The following is a 14,636-nucleotide window of genomic DNA, read 5'->3' on the forward strand; positions in this document are numbered from 1 at the left end:
GCTGACGTGGCCCGCATCGAAGATGGCGCTGCGGATGGGCGAGGGATGCGCCTCGTAGGCGCTGACGGCATCGCGATCGCGCAGGCTGTCGGGACGCACCACCGCCCATTGCACGGCCGCGTCGCCCTGGCCGATGGCGGTGCGCAGGTAGTCCGCGGCCTGCTCGTTGTCGGCATGCGGCGGCACCAGCGCGCGCACCAGGCCGACCACGCCGCGCTGGGCCAGCGACAGCGGCTCGCGCAGGTCGCGGTTGCGGTTGCCGGCGGTGTTCATCAGCACGAAGCGGACCGGTTGCGGCGGCCGGTTGGCCGCGATGGCGCCGCACAGGCGGCGCACGGCGTCGGTCACCAGGCGGCGCGGCGCGCCGTAGATGCCCTTGAGCGTCGGGGTGTGGCCCAGGCACGACGCCACCGCCGCGCAGTCTGCCGCATGGCGCGCCAGATCGGCGTCATCCAGGTCCAGCACGCCGGCCTGAATCAAGGTCAGGCGGCTGTCGCCATGATGGCGCCGCAGCGCGTCGGGCGCGCGCACGATGGCCCTGACCGCTTGCCCGCGGTCGAGCAATTGCGCGACCAGCAGCCGTCCGGTCGCGCCGCTGGCGCCGACTACGAGTGTCCGCATCGCCGATCCTCTTTTTGTATGAATGGCGCGATTGGTAACCGAAAGATTGTATCCGGCACGCGCCTTGCCGATTCAGGCAAAATGGGCCGCGCGCGGCCATGGCAATGCCCTGTGCGCTCCGCCGGACAGGCCGCGCGGCATTTCGAATAACAAGGAAAACCATGAAACACGCCACCCGGATGGGCAGCCTGATCGCGGCCCTGCTGCTGACCAGCATTGCCGCCAACGCCATGGCGGCGGCCGATGCTGCCGCGAGCCCGGCCACGCCCGCGAAAACCGCGCCCGCGAAACCGGCCACACCGCCGGCCGCGCCCGACGCCGCCATCGAGCCCGGCAACCTCGGCCCCATGAGCGAACAGGAATACCTGACCCGCATGGAAGCCGCGTTCAACAAGCAGGACGTCAATGCCGACGGCTATCTCACCCGCAGCCCGCTGCTGCAGGAAGCCACGCCCGAGCAGATCACCGCGATGGACACGGACGGCGACGGCCGCATCAGCAAGGCCGAATTCCTGGCCTACGCGCTGAAGAATTTCCAGGCCCGTCCGAAGTACGAGAAGAACCACTACGCCAAGCCCTGAAGGGGCGCGATCGCGGGTCCAGGCGCCGCCCGCGGCGATGCTATTAACGATTGGATACACAAGACGGAAATCGCAATTACCCCGTCGCGGCCGCGTGCTAAGTTACGTCCCCAGTTGACGGCGCCGCCCCGCGCGCGCCGGCGGCAGTGCGCTTTCCCCTTCCCTTTCTTCTCGACCATCATGCACAAGAACCAAGATCGCGCCCCGGCCTCGGCCGGCAAGAAACGGATCGCCGGCCTGCTGGCCCTGGGCCTGGCCCTGGCCACCGTGACCTCCGCCACGCTGGCGGGCGACCTGCCCCCGCGCGGCGGCCCCGCGGCCCAATCGCAAGGCCAGACGCAGATGCAGACCCAGCAGCCCGCGCAGAACGACGGCCGCTTGCCGCCGCGCGGTTCGACGCAGAACCAGGCGCCGGCGCAGGCGCAAGCCCAGGGCGGGCAGAAAACCGAGATCAAGGACCAGGCCGCTTACGAGCGCCTGCTGCACAACAGCGGCGTCAGCGTGCAATGGTTGTGGACCGACGCGCGCGGCAAGCTGAAGGCCGTGGACGAGAACGACGTGGTCCGCCTGGAAGGCGGTCACGCCACCGACAAGGGTTCGGTGTCGATCAACGGCCAGGTGCTGTCGATCTCGGCCGACCGCTTCACCTTCCGCGGCACCATCCTGATCCTGGACGCGCCGGACAAGGGCCGCCGTTGCGAACGCACCGGCGATTACGAGTTCCGCGCCACCGGCAAGCGCAAGTACTGGCGCCTGCAGCAGATGGAAGCGTGCGGCGGCCTGACCGACTACGTTGACATCTACTATTGATCGACAAGCGGCCGGATCACAGATGCCGGTGGCTGCACGCCATCGGCTGATCGGCGATGCCGGCCACCACCCGCGCCAGCGCTTCGGCGCTGTCCCGATCCAGACAGTCGGTGCGGATCATGCGGTAGCCCAGCGCCAGGCTGTATTGCCAATCCAGGTCGAACAGATGGTAGTCGCGCCCGTCATCGGGATTGCGCCATTGCACGGCCGGGTCTTCGTAGGCCGCGCCCAGCAGATCGAGGTAGGTGCCGATCGGCGGCAAGGCTTCGAGCGGTTCATCCGAGTCCGGCAAGGTCGGCGGCGACAGGTTTTCGCCAGCGGCCACGTAGGGTTCGGGGCGGTCATACGCCAGCAGCAGCACGCCGAAGGCGGCCGGGTCCGCGTCGTATTGCGCGCGCAGGTCGGCGCCCAGGCAGTCACGCGCCGCCGGCCCCAGGCAGTAATAGGGGCTGCGCCAGGTACTGCTCTCGTCGTCGAGGAAACGCGCATCCGGCGTGATGCCGTGGCGGGCCAGCAGTTCCAGCGTCTCCTGCACGGTGTCGTCATGCCGCACCGGCATGGCGGCGGGCAGATGGCCGGCATCCCGGTACAGCGCGATCACATCGCCCGGGGTGCGCATGCCGTCGCGATACTGGAACGAGCCTTCCTTCAGGCCGGCCAGCCGCATGCCCAGATTGAACAGTTCGGCGCGCGGCACCTGCGCGCCACGCGGCGCCAGCAGATAACCGTCGGCCAGCAACCTGGCCTCGAGCCCGCGCCAGTCGGGCGGGGCCCGATGCGGGTAACGCGGGAAGATGAACTGGTGATGCTCGGACATCGGACGCAGGCTCCAGTTGGCGTATTCTTTAACGATCAGGCAACCCACAGGATATCCCGAGAATGAATACCACCGTGATCAAGTGGCTGGCCAGCGTCGGTTTCGGCCTGCTCATCGGCCGCGCCGCCTACGGCGTCATCAACTCACTGCTGCAGATGGCCTTCGGGCTGGACCAGCCCGGCGCGCCGCTCGACCCGGTGGCGCTGGACCGCATGTTGATCACAGGCAGTGTGCTGTGCCTCGTGGTGGCGGTGGTGATGGCGGCGGCGCTGCTGCGCGTGGCCGACAACCGGCGCCGCATTGCGTGGGGCTGCCTGGTGCTGGGCGTGACGCTGCTGCTGACGCTGCTGGCCGCCCTGCCGGGAATGGACCTGGGCGGGCATCCCGCCGGATCGGCCGACGCGCGCGACGCCAACACGGCGCTGTTCTTCTGGCTGCTGATCTTCGGCCTGCCCTACCTGGGTGGCGGCCTGGCGCTGACGATCGGCGGCGCGGTCATGCTGCGCAAGTTCCGTCTCGCCGCGCCGCGCGCCTGACCCTTCCTTTGCTGGACCCGCACCGCTGGACTCGTACCGCATGACCACCCCGACGTCCGATTGGACGACCACCGCCATCGTTCCCGCGCTGGTGCGCGGCGCCCTCGAACTCGAAGCCACCGCGCGCGGCCTCCTGCCGCATCGCCTGCCCGCCTGGGCCCGGGCGCAATGCCCAGACCCGCAGCTGGCCATGGTCGAAGCGCAACCCTCGGGCGTGCGGCTGGTGTTCCAGACCCGCGCCACCGCGATCGAGCTGGACACCGTGCCGACGCGCTACGCCTACACCGGCGTGCCGCCGCGTCCGCTCGGTCTCTACGACCTGCGCATCGACGGCCGGCTGGCCGGCCAGGCCAGCGCCGATGGCGGCGACGTGGTGACGATCGACATGGCGACCGGCGCCCGCGCGCACCAGCGCGGCCCCGTCGCCACGCTGCGGTTCGACGGCCTGCCCGGCCAGGCCAAGCGGATCGAGCTCTGGCTGCCGCACAACGAGACCACGGCGCTGGCCGCGCTGCGCGCCAACGCGCCCATCGACCCGGTCGATGACGACGGCCGGCCGATGTGGCTGCATCACGGCAGTTCCATCAGCCACGGCTCCAACGGCGACAGCCCGACGGCGATCTGGCCGGCGCTGGCGGCAAGCCTGGGCGGCGTCGAACTGGTCAACCTCGGTTTTGGCGGCAGCGCCCTGCTCGATCCGTTCATGGCGCGCACGATCCGCGACACGCCCGCGAACCTGATCAGCCTGAAGCTGGGCATCAACGTGGTCAACGCCGACCTGATGCGGCTGCGCGCCTTCGGGCCGGCGGTGCACGGCTTTCTGGACACGATCCGCGACGGTCATCCCGACACGCCGCTGCTGCTGGTGTCGCCGCTGTTCTGCCCGATCCACGAGGACACGCCCGGCCCCGGCGCGTTCGACATGGACGCGCTGGCGGCGGGCAAGGTGTCGTTTCTCGCGACCGGCGATCCGGCCGAGCGCCGCGCAGGCAAGCTGACCTTGACGCTGATCCGCGACGAATTGCGGCGCATCGCGGCGCAGCGCGCGGCCAGCGATCCGAACCTGCGCTACCTGGATGGCCTGGCACTGTACGGCGAGGCCGATTTTGCCGACCTGCCGTTGCCGGACCAACTGCACCCGGACGGCGCGGCGCATCGCCGCATCGGCGAGCGTTTCGCCCGCCTGGCGTTCGGCCCGGACGGGCTGCTGCCGCGCGCCGGCTGACACGCGCGCCGCCGGGCGGCGCGACGGCCACGAGCCGCCGCGCCTGGCGCATCAAGCTGGACGGCTGCGCGCCACGTCCTCGCCGACGCCGCGCGGCAGCAGGAAGATATCCAGCATGCCGATCAGCGACACCAGCCCCACCACCAGGAACGCCAGGCGATAGGCCGCGCCCGGCGCGCCCTCCAGGCCCAGCAGCGGCACGCTCCATTCGCCGATGCGGATGGCGATGGCGCCCAGCGCCACGCCCATCCCCAGCGCCAGTTGCGACATGGTGGAGAACAAGGTGTTGGCCGCGCTCATCTGCGGCTGCGGCATCTCGGAGAACGCCAGGGTATTGAGCGCGGTGAACTGCATCGAGCGCGACATGCCGCCGATGAACAGCAGCAGCGCGGTCAACGCCACCGGCATGTCGGGGCCGATCAGCGCGCACGCGGTCAGCGCCGCGGTGTTGAGGATGCCATTGCCCACCAGCGTGGGCCGGAAGCCGAAGCGGCGCAGCACCGGCGTGGTGAACAGCTTCATCGTCAGGTTGCCGGCGAACACCGCGATCACCAGCAGGCCGGCGCGGAACGCATCCATGCCGTAGCCGACCTGGAACATCAGCGGCAGCAGGAACGGCACCGCGCCGACCGACATGCGGAACAGCGAACCGCCCCAGAAGTTGGCCGCGTAGGCGCGGATCTTCAGCGGCGTGAGGGTCAGCATGGGATGCGCGTGGCGGCGCAGGTGGCGCACGCCCAGCGCCAGCAGCGCGACGCTGGCCGCCAGCCACAGGCCGATGCGGTCCCAGGCCGGCGTGGCGCCGCCGAACAGTTCCAGCGCCCACAGCAGGCTCGACAGGCCGCCGCCGATCCACAGGAAGCCGGCCCAGTCGAACGGACGCCGTTCGGTGGCGCGGTCGCTCGGGATCAGCACCCAGGCGGCGGCCAGCGCGGCCAGGCCCAGCGGCAGGTTGAGGTAGAAGATCCAGCGCCACGAGGCGTAGGTGGTGATGAAACCGCCGACGGGCGGCCCCAGCACCGGCGCCACCAGCGCCGGCCAGGTCAGGATCGACATGGCGCGGATCAGTTCGTGCTTGGGCGTGTTGCGCAGCACGACCAGGCGGCCGACCGGCACCATCATCGCGCCGCCGACGCCCTGCAGCACCCGCAGCGCGATGAAGGACCAGAGGTCGTTGACCATGCCGCAACCGAGCGAGGCCAGCGTGAAGATCACCAGCGCGCTGCAGAACACGCGGCGCGCGCCGTGGCGGTCGGCCATCCAGCCGCTGATGGGGATGAAGATGCCCAGAGTCAGCAGATAGGCGCTGACGCCCAGGTTCAGGTCCACCGGCAACACGCCGAAGTCCTGGGCCATGGCAGGCACGGCGGTGGTGATGACGGTGCCGTCCAGGTTCTCCATGAAGAACGCGGCGGCCACCAGCAAGGCGGTGAAGTACAGGCGGCGCGCATCCGGCGGCGGCGTGGCCTGGGCAGTGGTGGTTTGGGAAGCAGTGGGGGTCATGATGTGTAGCGGTCCCGAAGGAGGGAGCGCCTGCGGCGACGGGGCCCGACCCCGCGTTCACGCAGGCGCGCCCGGCCGCGGCAAGGCGGTCCGAAGGCGCGTTGGATGACGTGAACGCTTACGGTGCCACGGCGGGAATGCCATGGCAGCCTGCGAATCATAATGGGAATCGCTTAATTCAGCCTGAAATTTTCTTCGGCCGGGAATTTCCGCGCGGGCGGTTGCGCGGCGGCCGACTGAATCATCTGGTCGTCACCCGCTTGACCGCTTCCAGGGCGCAGTGCTGATCATCGGCGGGACCGCCTGTGCCAGCCACGCCAATTGCGCCAATGACGGTATCGCCAGATTTGATGGGGACGCCGCCACCCAATAGCAACAGTTGCGGCACGGTATTCAAGTTTTGCGTCTCAGGGTTTGATGCGGCCTTTTTAGCGAGTTCGCGGGTGTCGCTTTTGGTGGAAAGCGCGGTGTAGGCCTTTTTTTGCGCGGCAATTGTATTGTGAGGACCGACATTGTCGTCACGTTGGAGAGCGACCAGATTCCCGCCTTTATCGACAACGGCAACAACGCCCGTTCTTTTCTCGTCGTGGCAAACGGAAAGCGCCGTGTTCACCAACGAAGATGCCATCGCCGACGTCATTTCCGAATGGGAAGCGTCCTGGCCCGCGAAAGCCGAGTTATTCAGGAGCATTGCGGGAATAATGAAATGCAAAAATACTTTATTCATAAAAAAACCATTTCTACTAAGCAAGGAAGCGATATCTTATGGCGATACCCGGAATAAAGAATTAAACAAAAATTTAACTTTGAGCGTTTGACCCTGCCGCACCACCAACATTACCATCCTTGTTCATTTTTCATTTTCAAACAAGGATAGATAATGAATGGATATTTAAAACATGCGATTGCAGCGGCATTGCTGTCGGCATCAGCGATTTCAATTTCGGCAAATGCCGAAACAGCGAAGAACCCCATCAGCGTCCATGTGCTGAATCTGAAAACAGGCGTGCCGTCCGAAGGCGTTACGGTGATTCTTGAAAAAAAGGAAGGGGAAAAATGGATAAAACTGAATTCCGCCATTACCAGCAAGGACGGGCGCATCAATGCGCTTTACCCGGCTGACGAGGCGATCAATCCAGGCGATTACAGAGTGACTTTCGAAACCGGAAAGTATTACGCCGCTCATAACGAGGACACATTCTTCCCTGAAATTCCAGTTATCATCCATGTGCCAAAGTCCGGTGAGCACTACCATGTGCCGCTACTGCTGAGCCAGTACGGATATTCAACGTACCGCGGAAACTGATAAACGAATTCACACGGGTTTTCCGGCCAGGTCACGCGCTTGCCGCGGCCCGTGAAGTGGCGCCCCCGCGGCGCCGCAAACGCCGCCCGGGCCATGCCGGTACAATTTCCCTCGCGTTTTCCCCTACCGGTCGTCCAAGCTCCTCACCCATGTCCAATCTCATCGTCCACGGCGGCACGCCCCTGCGCGGCCGCGTCATCCCGTCGGCCAACAAGAACGCGGTGCTGCCGATCCTGTGCGCCACGCTGCTGACCGACCAGCCGCTGCGGCTGCACGGCGTGCCCGACATCACCGACGTGCGCAAGATCCTCGACATCTTCCGCACCCTGGGCAGCGAGGTGCGGCTGGACGAAACCACCCGCACGCTGGACCTGCACCACCGCGACACGACGTTCGACGCCGCGCGCCACCGCCTGCCGGAAGAGATGCGCTCGTCCATCATGCTGGTGTCGCCGCTGCTGGCGCGCTTCGGCGTGGCGCGGCTGGAGGACAACGTCAAGGGCTGCACGCTGGGCGTGCGCGAGATCGATCCGCACGTCGACATCTTCCGTTCGTTCGGCGGCGAGGTCGAACGCGCCAGCGGTTCGCTGCTGGTGCGCAGCGCCGGCCCGCTCAAGCCGACCCATCACTGGCTGGACTACGCCTCGGTCACCACCACCGAGAACTTCGTGCTGTGCGCGGCCGCCGCGGCCGGCGAATCGACGCTGACCAATGCCGCGTCCGAGCCGCACGTGCAGGAGTTCTGCCGCTTCATGACGATGATGGGCGCCGACATCGACGGCATCGGCACCTCGCGCCTGACGGTGCGCGGCGGCGCCACGCTGCGCGGCGGCGAGTTCACCTTCGAGGAAGACTTCCACGAGATCACCACCTTCCTGGCGCTGGGCGCGATCACCGGCGGCGACGTGGTGGTGCGCAACAGCACGCCGTCGAACTTCCCGCTGATCGACCGCACCTTCGCCAAGTTCGGCGTGAAGATCGTGCACGAGAACGGCTGGTCGCGCGCGCTGCGCGACGGCCCGCTGAAGGTGCAGACGCCCTTCACCAGCAACGTGCTGACCAAGGTCGAAGCCGCGCCCTGGCCGTACTTTCCGGTGGACCTGCTGCCCATCTTCATCGCGCTGGGCGTGTGCGCCCAGGGCAACGCGATGTTCTGGAACAAGGTCTACGACGGCGCGCTGGGCTGGACCGGCGAGCTGTCCAAGTTCGGCGCCCACGTGTTCTCGTCGGACCCGCACCGCGTCATCACCTTCGGCGGCAATCCGCTGACGCCGGCGGTGGTCGAAAGCCCCTACATCATCCGCGTGGCGATCGCGCTGTTCATGATCGCCAGCAGCATCGAGGGGCGCTCCGAGATCCGCAACGCCACCCCGATCCGCCGCGCCCACCCGCGCTTCGTCGAGAACCTGCGCAGCCTGGGCGTGCAGGTCGAGTGGACCGCCGAGGAATAGCGCGGGCGGTTTCCTATAATCCCGGGATTCCCTCGAACGGCGCCACGGCGCCTTTTTGCTTGCCAGGATCCCCCCCATGTCGTCGATTGCCCGCCAGGATGTCCATGTGCCCACCCCGCAAGGCCGCCTCTTCGCGCGGCGCTGGGACCCGGCGGGCCGGGACGCGGGCATGGCGCCGATCGTGCTGCTGCATGATTCGCTGGGCTGCGTCGAGCTGTGGCGCGATTTCCCCGAACAACTGGCCGAGGCGACCGGGCGCGGCGTCATCGCCTACGACCGGCTCGGGTTCGGCCGCTCCGATCCCAACCCCGCCACCCTGGCCACCGGCTTTGTCGAGGCCGAGGCCCGCGACGGCTTCCAGGCGCTGCGCCAGGCGCTCGACATCGGCCCCTTCATCGCCTTCGGCCACAGCGTCGGCGGCGGCATGGGCATCTGCTGCGCGGCGGCCCATCCCGACGACTGCCGCGCGCTGATCACCGAATCCGCGCAGACCTTCGCCGAAGACCGCACGCTCGACGGCATCCGCGCGGCGCAGCGCAACTTCGCCGAGCCCGGCCAGCTGGACCGCCTGAAGAAATATCACGGCGACAAGGCCGCCTGGGTCCTTAGCGCCTGGGTCGACACCTGGCTGTCGCCCGCCTTCGCCGACTGGAACCTCAACGACACGCTGCGCCAGATCACCTGCCCGGTGCTGGCGCTGCATGGCGAAGCGGACGAGTACGGTTCGGCCGCGCACCCCGAGATCATCGCCCGCCTGACCGGGGGCAAACAGGCGCTGCTGGAAAACTGCGGCCACGTGCCGCACCGCGAACAGGCGCACATCGTGCTCGACCTGGCCAGCCAGTGGCTGCGGGGCGCGGTGCGCGGCTGACGGCCGCCGGGGCCTGCGCAGGCAGGCCCCTTCCCGGAAGGGAAAACCCCAGGGGCGTATTGGCGCAAAGGTTGTATACACTCTTTGCACACCATAGTACGCGCCAGGCTCCGTCCAAGTGTTGCTGCTGTAATTGGTCCGCCCGGCTTCCTTTACGGCCATGCCCACACCTGGGTCAGGGAGCTCGCCATCGATATCCGAAATCCGTCGCCCGGTCTCTACAACGAGGACCTGGCCCCCACGAAAGAGCGTCGCTGGGGCGCCTTCAGCATCTTCAACGTCTGGACCTCGGACGTGCACAGCCTGTGGGGCTACTACCTGGCCGCCAGCCTGTTCCTGCTGTGCGGCAGCTTCGTCAACTTCCTGATCGCCATCGGCCTGAGCTCGCTGGTGATCTTCTTCCTCATGAACCTGATGGGCTATGCCGGCGAGAAGACCGGCGTGCCCTACCCCGTCCTGGCGCGCGCCTCGTTCGGCATCTGGGGCGCCAATCTGGCGGCGCTGGTGCGCGCGGTGGTGGCGTGCTTCTGGTACGGCGCGCAGACGGCGGCGGCCTCGGGCGCCATCGTGGCGCTGCTGGTGCGCAACGACAGCCTGCTGGCGTTCCACCAGAACACGCACTGGCTGGGGCATTCGGGGCTGGAGCTGATCTGTTATGTCGGCATCTGGGCGCTGCAATTGCTCATCATCCAGAAGGGCATGGAAACCGTGCGCCGGTTCCAGGACTGGGCCGGCCCGGCGGTGTGGATCGCCATGCTGGTGCTGGCGGTGGGGCTGTGCGTGAAGGCCGGCGGCTTCAGCCTGGACCACGGCATTCCGATGGACGTGCTGCTCGACAAGACACGCGACGCGGGCGTGAACGGCGCGCCGGGCAGCTTCTGGGCGCTGATGGCGGTGGGCGCGACCTGGATCACCTACTTCGCCGCGCTGTACCTGAACTTCTGCGATTTCTCGCGCTATGCCCGCGACAAGCAGGCGGTCAAGCGCGGCAACCTGTGGGGCCTGCCGGTGAACCTGGTGGCCTTCTCGCTGGTGGCGGGCGTCACCACCATCGCCGCCTACAAGGTCTATGGCGAAGTGCTGCTGCACCCCGAGCAGATCTCCACCAAGTTCGACAGCTGGGTGCTGGCGCTGCTGGCCGCCCTGACCTTCGCGGTGGCCACGCTGGGCATCAACGTGGTGGCGAACTTCGTGTCGGCCGCGTTCGATATCTCGAACGTGTTCCCCAAGCGCATCGACTTCAAGCGCGGCGGCTACATCGCGGCGTTGATCGCGCTGGTGCTGTATCCGTTCGCGCCGTGGGAAGGCGGCGCGGCGCACTTCGTCAACGCCATCGGCGCCACCATGGGGCCGCTGCTGGGCATCATCCTGGTGGACTATTACCTGGTGGCCAAGGGCCGCATCAATGTCGCGGCGCTGTACGACGAGCACGGCGAGTACCGCTACCAGGGCGGCTGGAACGTCAACGCGCTGATCGCCACCGGCATCGGCAGCGTGTTCTCGACCATCCTGCCCAACTTCACGGATTTGCTGCCGGCGTGGTGGGCCACCTATGGCTGGTTCTTCGGCGTGATGATCGGCGGCGGCGTCTACTGGGTGCTGGCCACGCTGCGCCCGCGGGTGATTCCCGCCATGGCCTGAGGCGGCCCGCGCCGGCGCGGACCCGGGCTCGACGCCCGGGCCGCGCTCGCGGTACCCTGCATGCGACAGCCGCCACCCATGGCGCCGCGCCCCTGCATGGAGATTCCGCCCCCATGAGCCACCTGGTCTTGCTGCTGCTTGGCGTCGACTATCTGCACAAGCGGGCCCGCGCCCTGATGATCGGCGGCTGGCTGATGCTGGCGGCCGGCGCGTTCGTCTTCATCGACGCGCTGGACAACGCCCTCTACTTCCCCCTGGACTTCTTCGCCGCGCTGCTGGTCATCGAAGGCATCGCCACGCTGGCCACCGCCACGTCCGGCGTCGGCGGTCAGCGGGTGCTGCGCTACACCAAGGGCGTGTTCGTGCTGCTGGCCGGCGCCCTGGTGCTGGCGGGCCAGCATCACGGCCATTTCGTGCTGTCGATGATCTTCGGGCTGCTGTTCCTGGTCGACGGCCTGATCCAGTGCATCGCCGCCTACGTGGTGCGCTACCCGCGCTGGCGCGTGGTGTTCGCCTCGGGCGCGGCCGAGGTGCTGCTGGCGATCTTCTTCTTCCAGCCCTATCCCACCCACTATGTCGGCACGGTGCCGTACTGCATTGGCCTGTTCCTGGCGATCTCGGGGGTCAAGCTGCTATGGCTGGCCCGCCGCGTGCGCAACCTGGACGCCAATCCGGCGCTGGCCAACAATCCCGACCCCGCCTTCATGCCGACGCGCGTGGACGGCCCCGCGCAGAAGGTGTTTGACGGCCCGCCGCAAGCCGGCGAGCGCGCCCTGACCGTGCATGTGTGGACGCCGTCGGGCTCGGCCAGGACCGAGACGCGCAACTATCCGGTGGTCGACCGCTACATCGCCGCCGTGGACAGCAACGGCGTCATCTCCACCGGCCATGCCGCGCTCGAATCCCCCGACGGCGTCTACATCAGCCTGTACCCGGCCCAGGAAATCGACCGCTCGCCCGAACAATTCGGCGCGTTGCTGCGCGCCACCGCCGAGAACAACGTGCCGGGCATCTATCAACCCGATTACGCCACCGAATCGAAGGCGTGGTGCCCGTCGACCATGCAGGTGCGCATCCGCAACTACGACGCGGCCAGGCTGCGCGCCTTCTGGGACGACTACCGCAAGACCGAGATCTACAACCTCACCCACCGCAACTGTTCCAGCTCGGTCTCGGCCGCGCTGGAGGCGGCGCTGGACGGCGTGGTTGGCCGCCTGCACGGGCCCGGCGCCGGCTGGGCCGTGCTGTGGCGGCTGCTGTTCACGCCGGAGCTGTGGGTGGCGGCGCAGATCCGCAAGCGCGCCCTGACCATGGCCTGGACCCCCGGCCTGACGCTGGACTATGCGCGCGCGCTCAGCATGCTGGCCGATCCGCGGCCCTTCGGCTGGTGGAAGATGTCGCAGGCGGCGATCCGCCAGATCGCGGCGCTGCGCGCCAGCTGGCGCCGCCAGGACCGCGAGGCGGTCGCCCGTAACGCCCAGACCCAGTCATGACGGCGCTGCTGGCGGTCATGGCCGTGGCCGGCGCCGCGTGGGGCGCGCTGGCGCTGTGGTTCCAGTCGCCCGCCCGCGGCGGCGCGCGCGCGCTGGCGCCGCTGGCCTGGCTGCTGCTGGCCGCGGCCGCGCTGGCCGGGCTGGCCTGGGGCCATCGGCTGCCGGCCATCGTGTTCGGGGCGATGCTGCTGATCCTGCTGGCCTGGTGGATCTGGGGCATGCGGCCATCCAACGACCGCGACTGGATGCCCGAGGTGGCCCGCACCACCTATGGCGAAGTGGACGGCGACCGCCTGACGTTGCACAACGTGCGCAACTTCGACTGGCGCTCGCGCAGCGACTTCGACGCGCGCTGGGAGACGCGCCGCTACGATCTGTCGAAGCTGGCCTCGGTGGACCTCGCGCTGTCGTATTGGGGACGGCCGGCGATCGCGCATGCGCTGGTGTCGTTCGGCTTCACCGACGGCCAATACGTGGTGTTCTCGGTGGAGATCCGGCGCAAGCGCAACGACACCTTCTCGGAGATCGGCGGTTTCTTCCGCCAGTACGAATTGTCGGTGCTGGCCTCGGCCGAGGAAGACAGCCTGCGGGTGCGCACCAATGTGCGCGGCGAGGACGGCTACCTGTACCGCATCCACATGCCGGCCGGCGCGCCGCGCAAGCTGCTGCTGTCGTACGTGGACACGGCCACGCGCCTGCGGCGCCAGCCGCGCTTCTACAACACGCTGACGGCCAACTGCATCACCATCGTGTACCGGCTGGCCGACAGGATCGTGCCGGGACTGCCGCTGGATTACCGCCTGCTGTTGTCGGGCTATCTGCCGGACTACCTGTACCGGCTCGGCGCCCTGGAGGGCGCCGCCAGCGTGCAGGCCTACCGCGACGCCGGCCGCTACACCGAACGGGCCCGCGCCACCCGGGACGCGGCGCAGTACTCGCGCAACATTCGGCGCGGCGTGCCGGGCGTGACGCCGCCGCCCGGCGCCGATGCGTGACCGCTCTGGGCGAGGCGCCTTGTCGTGCGAACAGGCCCTAGGTCAGGTTCAGGCCGCCGTCCGACAGCAGGATCTCGCCCGTCAGGTAGTCGGACTGCGCCAGCCACGCCACCGCCTGGGCGATGTCGTCCGGCTGCGCGGCGCGGCGCATCGGCGCGCGTTCGCGCCACAGTTGCTGCGCCTGGGTCCAGTCCTGCGTCAGCGGCGTGTCCACCAGCCCCGGCGCCACCGCGTTGACGCGGATATCCGGCGCCAGCGACACCGCCAGCAGGCGCGTCACATGGTTCAGCGCCGCCTTGGCGGCCGCGTACGGAATCGACGCGCCCTTGGGCCGCACGCCCGCATGCGAGCTGACGTTGACCACGCAGCCCGGCCGGCCGCGCGCCGCCGCCGCCGACAGCGCCGCCTGCGCCTCGGCCACCAGGCGGAACGGCGCGACCACGTTGACCTCGTGCATCTCGTGCCAGACCGCGGGCGTGGCCGCGGCCAGGTCGGCGTGCGCAATCACGCGGCTGATGCCGGCGTTGTTGACCAGCACGTCCAGCCGCCCCCACGCCGCCACCGCTTCGCGCACCAGGCGGACGCGGTCGGCATCGACCGCCAGATCGGCCTGCACGTACACCGCCGAGCCCAGCTCGGCGGCCAGCGCCCGGCCCGCCTCGGCCGACTGGCGCGAATGCAGGACCACGGCATAGCCATCGCGCGACAGGCGCCGGGCGATGGCGGCGCCGATGCCGGAGGTGGAACCGGTCACCAGCGCAACGGGAAGGGAATCATGCATGCCAG

Annotated in this window: 15 protein-coding genes; 10 read left to right on the top strand and 5 right to left on the bottom strand. The window is 68.4% G+C overall.

Annotated elements, in window-relative coordinates:
- Positions 1-621: NAD(P)-dependent oxidoreductase (locus AOZ53_RS04815; RefSeq protein ID WP_082385516.1), on the bottom strand; the 621-nt coding region annotated here is incomplete at its 3' end.
- A gap of 161 nt (positions 622-782) precedes the next feature.
- On the opposite strand from AOZ53_RS04815, the gene AOZ53_RS04820 reads away from it, so the two are divergent.
- Positions 783-1,202: an EF-hand domain-containing protein gene (locus tag AOZ53_RS04820; protein WP_231690566.1), complete on the top strand. Its 420-nt coding sequence runs from the start codon at positions 783-785 to the stop codon at positions 1,200-1,202.
- 180 nt (positions 1,203-1,382) lie between these two features.
- On the top strand, positions 1,383-2,012 hold the full coding sequence (locus AOZ53_RS04825) for a hypothetical protein (RefSeq protein WP_054430318.1): 630 nt from the start codon (positions 1,383-1,385) through the stop codon (positions 2,010-2,012).
- Between the two features lie 16 nt (positions 2,013-2,028).
- On the opposite strand, the gene AOZ53_RS04830 is transcribed toward AOZ53_RS04825, so the two are convergent.
- Complete coding sequence (locus AOZ53_RS04830) at positions 2,029-2,829, bottom strand: hypothetical protein (RefSeq protein WP_054487052.1); 801 nt, start codon at positions 2,827-2,829, stop codon at positions 2,029-2,031.
- Positions 2,830-2,891: 62 nt separating this feature from the next.
- Between AOZ53_RS04830 and AOZ53_RS04835 the strand changes: the two genes are divergently transcribed.
- Together AOZ53_RS04835 and AOZ53_RS04840 are read left to right on the top strand one after the other, a co-directional pair.
- Entirely contained in the window at positions 2,892-3,365 is a 474-nt protein-coding gene (locus AOZ53_RS04835; RefSeq protein ID WP_054487053.1) for a hypothetical protein, read from the top strand.
- A 40-nt stretch (positions 3,366-3,405) separates the two neighbouring features.
- Complete coding sequence (locus AOZ53_RS04840) at positions 3,406-4,590, top strand: GDSL-type esterase/lipase family protein (RefSeq protein ID WP_054487055.1); 1,185 nt, start codon at positions 3,406-3,408, stop codon at positions 4,588-4,590.
- Positions 4,591-4,641: 51 nt separating this feature from the next.
- Here the strand turns inward: AOZ53_RS04840 and AOZ53_RS04845 are convergent, their stop codons facing one another.
- Positions 4,642-6,093 (bottom strand): MFS transporter, encoded by a 1,452-nt coding sequence (locus AOZ53_RS04845; protein WP_156333258.1) that lies wholly within the window; start codon positions 6,091-6,093, stop codon positions 4,642-4,644.
- A 241-nt stretch (positions 6,094-6,334) separates the two neighbouring features.
- The gene (locus tag AOZ53_RS33260; RefSeq protein ID WP_082385517.1) at positions 6,335-6,820 is read right to left on the bottom strand and encodes a GlcG/HbpS family heme-binding protein; all 486 of its coding nucleotides are present in this window, start codon (positions 6,818-6,820) and stop codon (positions 6,335-6,337) included.
- A 153-nt stretch (positions 6,821-6,973) separates the two neighbouring features.
- Here AOZ53_RS33260 and uraH point away from each other — a divergent pair, with 153 nt between their 5' ends.
- From uraH to AOZ53_RS04870, 6 genes are all read left to right on the top strand, one after another.
- On the top strand, positions 6,974-7,399 hold the full coding sequence (gene uraH, locus AOZ53_RS33265) for a hydroxyisourate hydrolase (protein WP_082385518.1): 426 nt from the start codon (positions 6,974-6,976) through the stop codon (positions 7,397-7,399).
- Positions 7,400-7,548: 149 nt separating this feature from the next.
- Positions 7,549-8,850, top strand: coding sequence for a UDP-N-acetylglucosamine 1-carboxyvinyltransferase (locus AOZ53_RS04850; protein ID WP_054429784.1), 1,302 nt, complete (start codon positions 7,549-7,551; stop codon positions 8,848-8,850).
- A gap of 76 nt (positions 8,851-8,926) precedes the next feature.
- The gene (locus tag AOZ53_RS04855; protein ID WP_054429785.1) at positions 8,927-9,721 is read left to right on the top strand and encodes an alpha/beta fold hydrolase; all 795 of its coding nucleotides are present in this window, start codon (positions 8,927-8,929) and stop codon (positions 9,719-9,721) included.
- Positions 9,722-9,910: 189 nt separating this feature from the next.
- Positions 9,911-11,362 (top strand): NCS1 family nucleobase:cation symporter-1, encoded by a 1,452-nt coding sequence (locus AOZ53_RS04860; RefSeq protein WP_054430320.1) that lies wholly within the window; start codon positions 9,911-9,913, stop codon positions 11,360-11,362.
- A 113-nt stretch (positions 11,363-11,475) separates the two neighbouring features.
- On the top strand, positions 11,476-12,855 hold the full coding sequence (locus tag AOZ53_RS04865; RefSeq protein WP_054487057.1) for an HdeD family acid-resistance protein: 1,380 nt from the start codon (positions 11,476-11,478) through the stop codon (positions 12,853-12,855).
- Positions 12,852-13,850, top strand: a complete 999-nt coding sequence (locus tag AOZ53_RS04870; RefSeq protein ID WP_054429787.1) for an Lnb N-terminal periplasmic domain-containing protein — start codon at positions 12,852-12,854, stop codon at positions 13,848-13,850. Before AOZ53_RS04865 ends, AOZ53_RS04870 begins: the two co-directional genes overlap by 4 nt.
- 37 nt (positions 13,851-13,887) lie before the next feature.
- On the opposite strand, the gene AOZ53_RS34635 is transcribed toward AOZ53_RS04870, so the two are convergent.
- Positions 13,888-14,631, bottom strand: a complete 744-nt coding sequence (locus tag AOZ53_RS34635; protein ID WP_054487059.1) for an SDR family NAD(P)-dependent oxidoreductase — start codon at positions 14,629-14,631, stop codon at positions 13,888-13,890.
- Between the last annotated feature and the right edge of the window lie 5 nt (positions 14,632-14,636).

Source organism: Achromobacter sp. 2789STDY5608621 (genome assembly GCF_001299375.1).
Classification (GTDB): Bacteria; Pseudomonadota; Gammaproteobacteria; order Burkholderiales; family Burkholderiaceae_B; genus Achromobacter; species Achromobacter insuavis.

Bases quoted from the DNA above. Each gene is read 5' to 3' on its own strand.
- AOZ53_RS04820 (WP_231690566.1), top strand. From the start codon at position 783: ATGAAACACGCCACCCGGATGGGCAGCCTGATCGCGGCCCTGCTGCTG.
- AOZ53_RS04825 (WP_054430318.1), top strand. From the start codon at position 1,383: ATGCACAAGAACCAAGATCGCGCCCCGGCCTCGGCCGGCAAGAAACGG.
- AOZ53_RS04830 (WP_054487052.1), bottom strand. From the start codon at position 2,829: ATGTCCGAGCATCACCAGTTCATCTTCCCGCGTTACCCGCATCGGGCC.
- AOZ53_RS04835 (WP_054487053.1), top strand. From the start codon at position 2,892: ATGAATACCACCGTGATCAAGTGGCTGGCCAGCGTCGGTTTCGGCCTG.
- AOZ53_RS04840 (WP_054487055.1), top strand. From the start codon at position 3,406: ATGACCACCCCGACGTCCGATTGGACGACCACCGCCATCGTTCCCGCG.
- AOZ53_RS04845 (WP_156333258.1), bottom strand. From the start codon at position 6,093: ATGACCCCCACTGCTTCCCAAACCACCACTGCCCAGGCCACGCCGCCG.
- AOZ53_RS33260 (WP_082385517.1), bottom strand. From the start codon at position 6,820: ATGAATAAAGTATTTTTGCATTTCATTATTCCCGCAATGCTCCTGAAT.
- uraH (WP_082385518.1), top strand. From the start codon at position 6,974: ATGAATGGATATTTAAAACATGCGATTGCAGCGGCATTGCTGTCGGCA.
- AOZ53_RS04850 (WP_054429784.1), top strand. From the start codon at position 7,549: ATGTCCAATCTCATCGTCCACGGCGGCACGCCCCTGCGCGGCCGCGTC.
- AOZ53_RS04855 (WP_054429785.1), top strand. From the start codon at position 8,927: ATGTCGTCGATTGCCCGCCAGGATGTCCATGTGCCCACCCCGCAAGGC.
- AOZ53_RS04865 (WP_054487057.1), top strand. From the start codon at position 11,476: ATGAGCCACCTGGTCTTGCTGCTGCTTGGCGTCGACTATCTGCACAAG.
- AOZ53_RS04870 (WP_054429787.1), top strand. From the start codon at position 12,852: ATGACGGCGCTGCTGGCGGTCATGGCCGTGGCCGGCGCCGCGTGGGGC.
- AOZ53_RS34635 (WP_054487059.1), bottom strand. From the start codon at position 14,631: ATGCATGATTCCCTTCCCGTTGCGCTGGTGACCGGTTCCACCTCCGGC.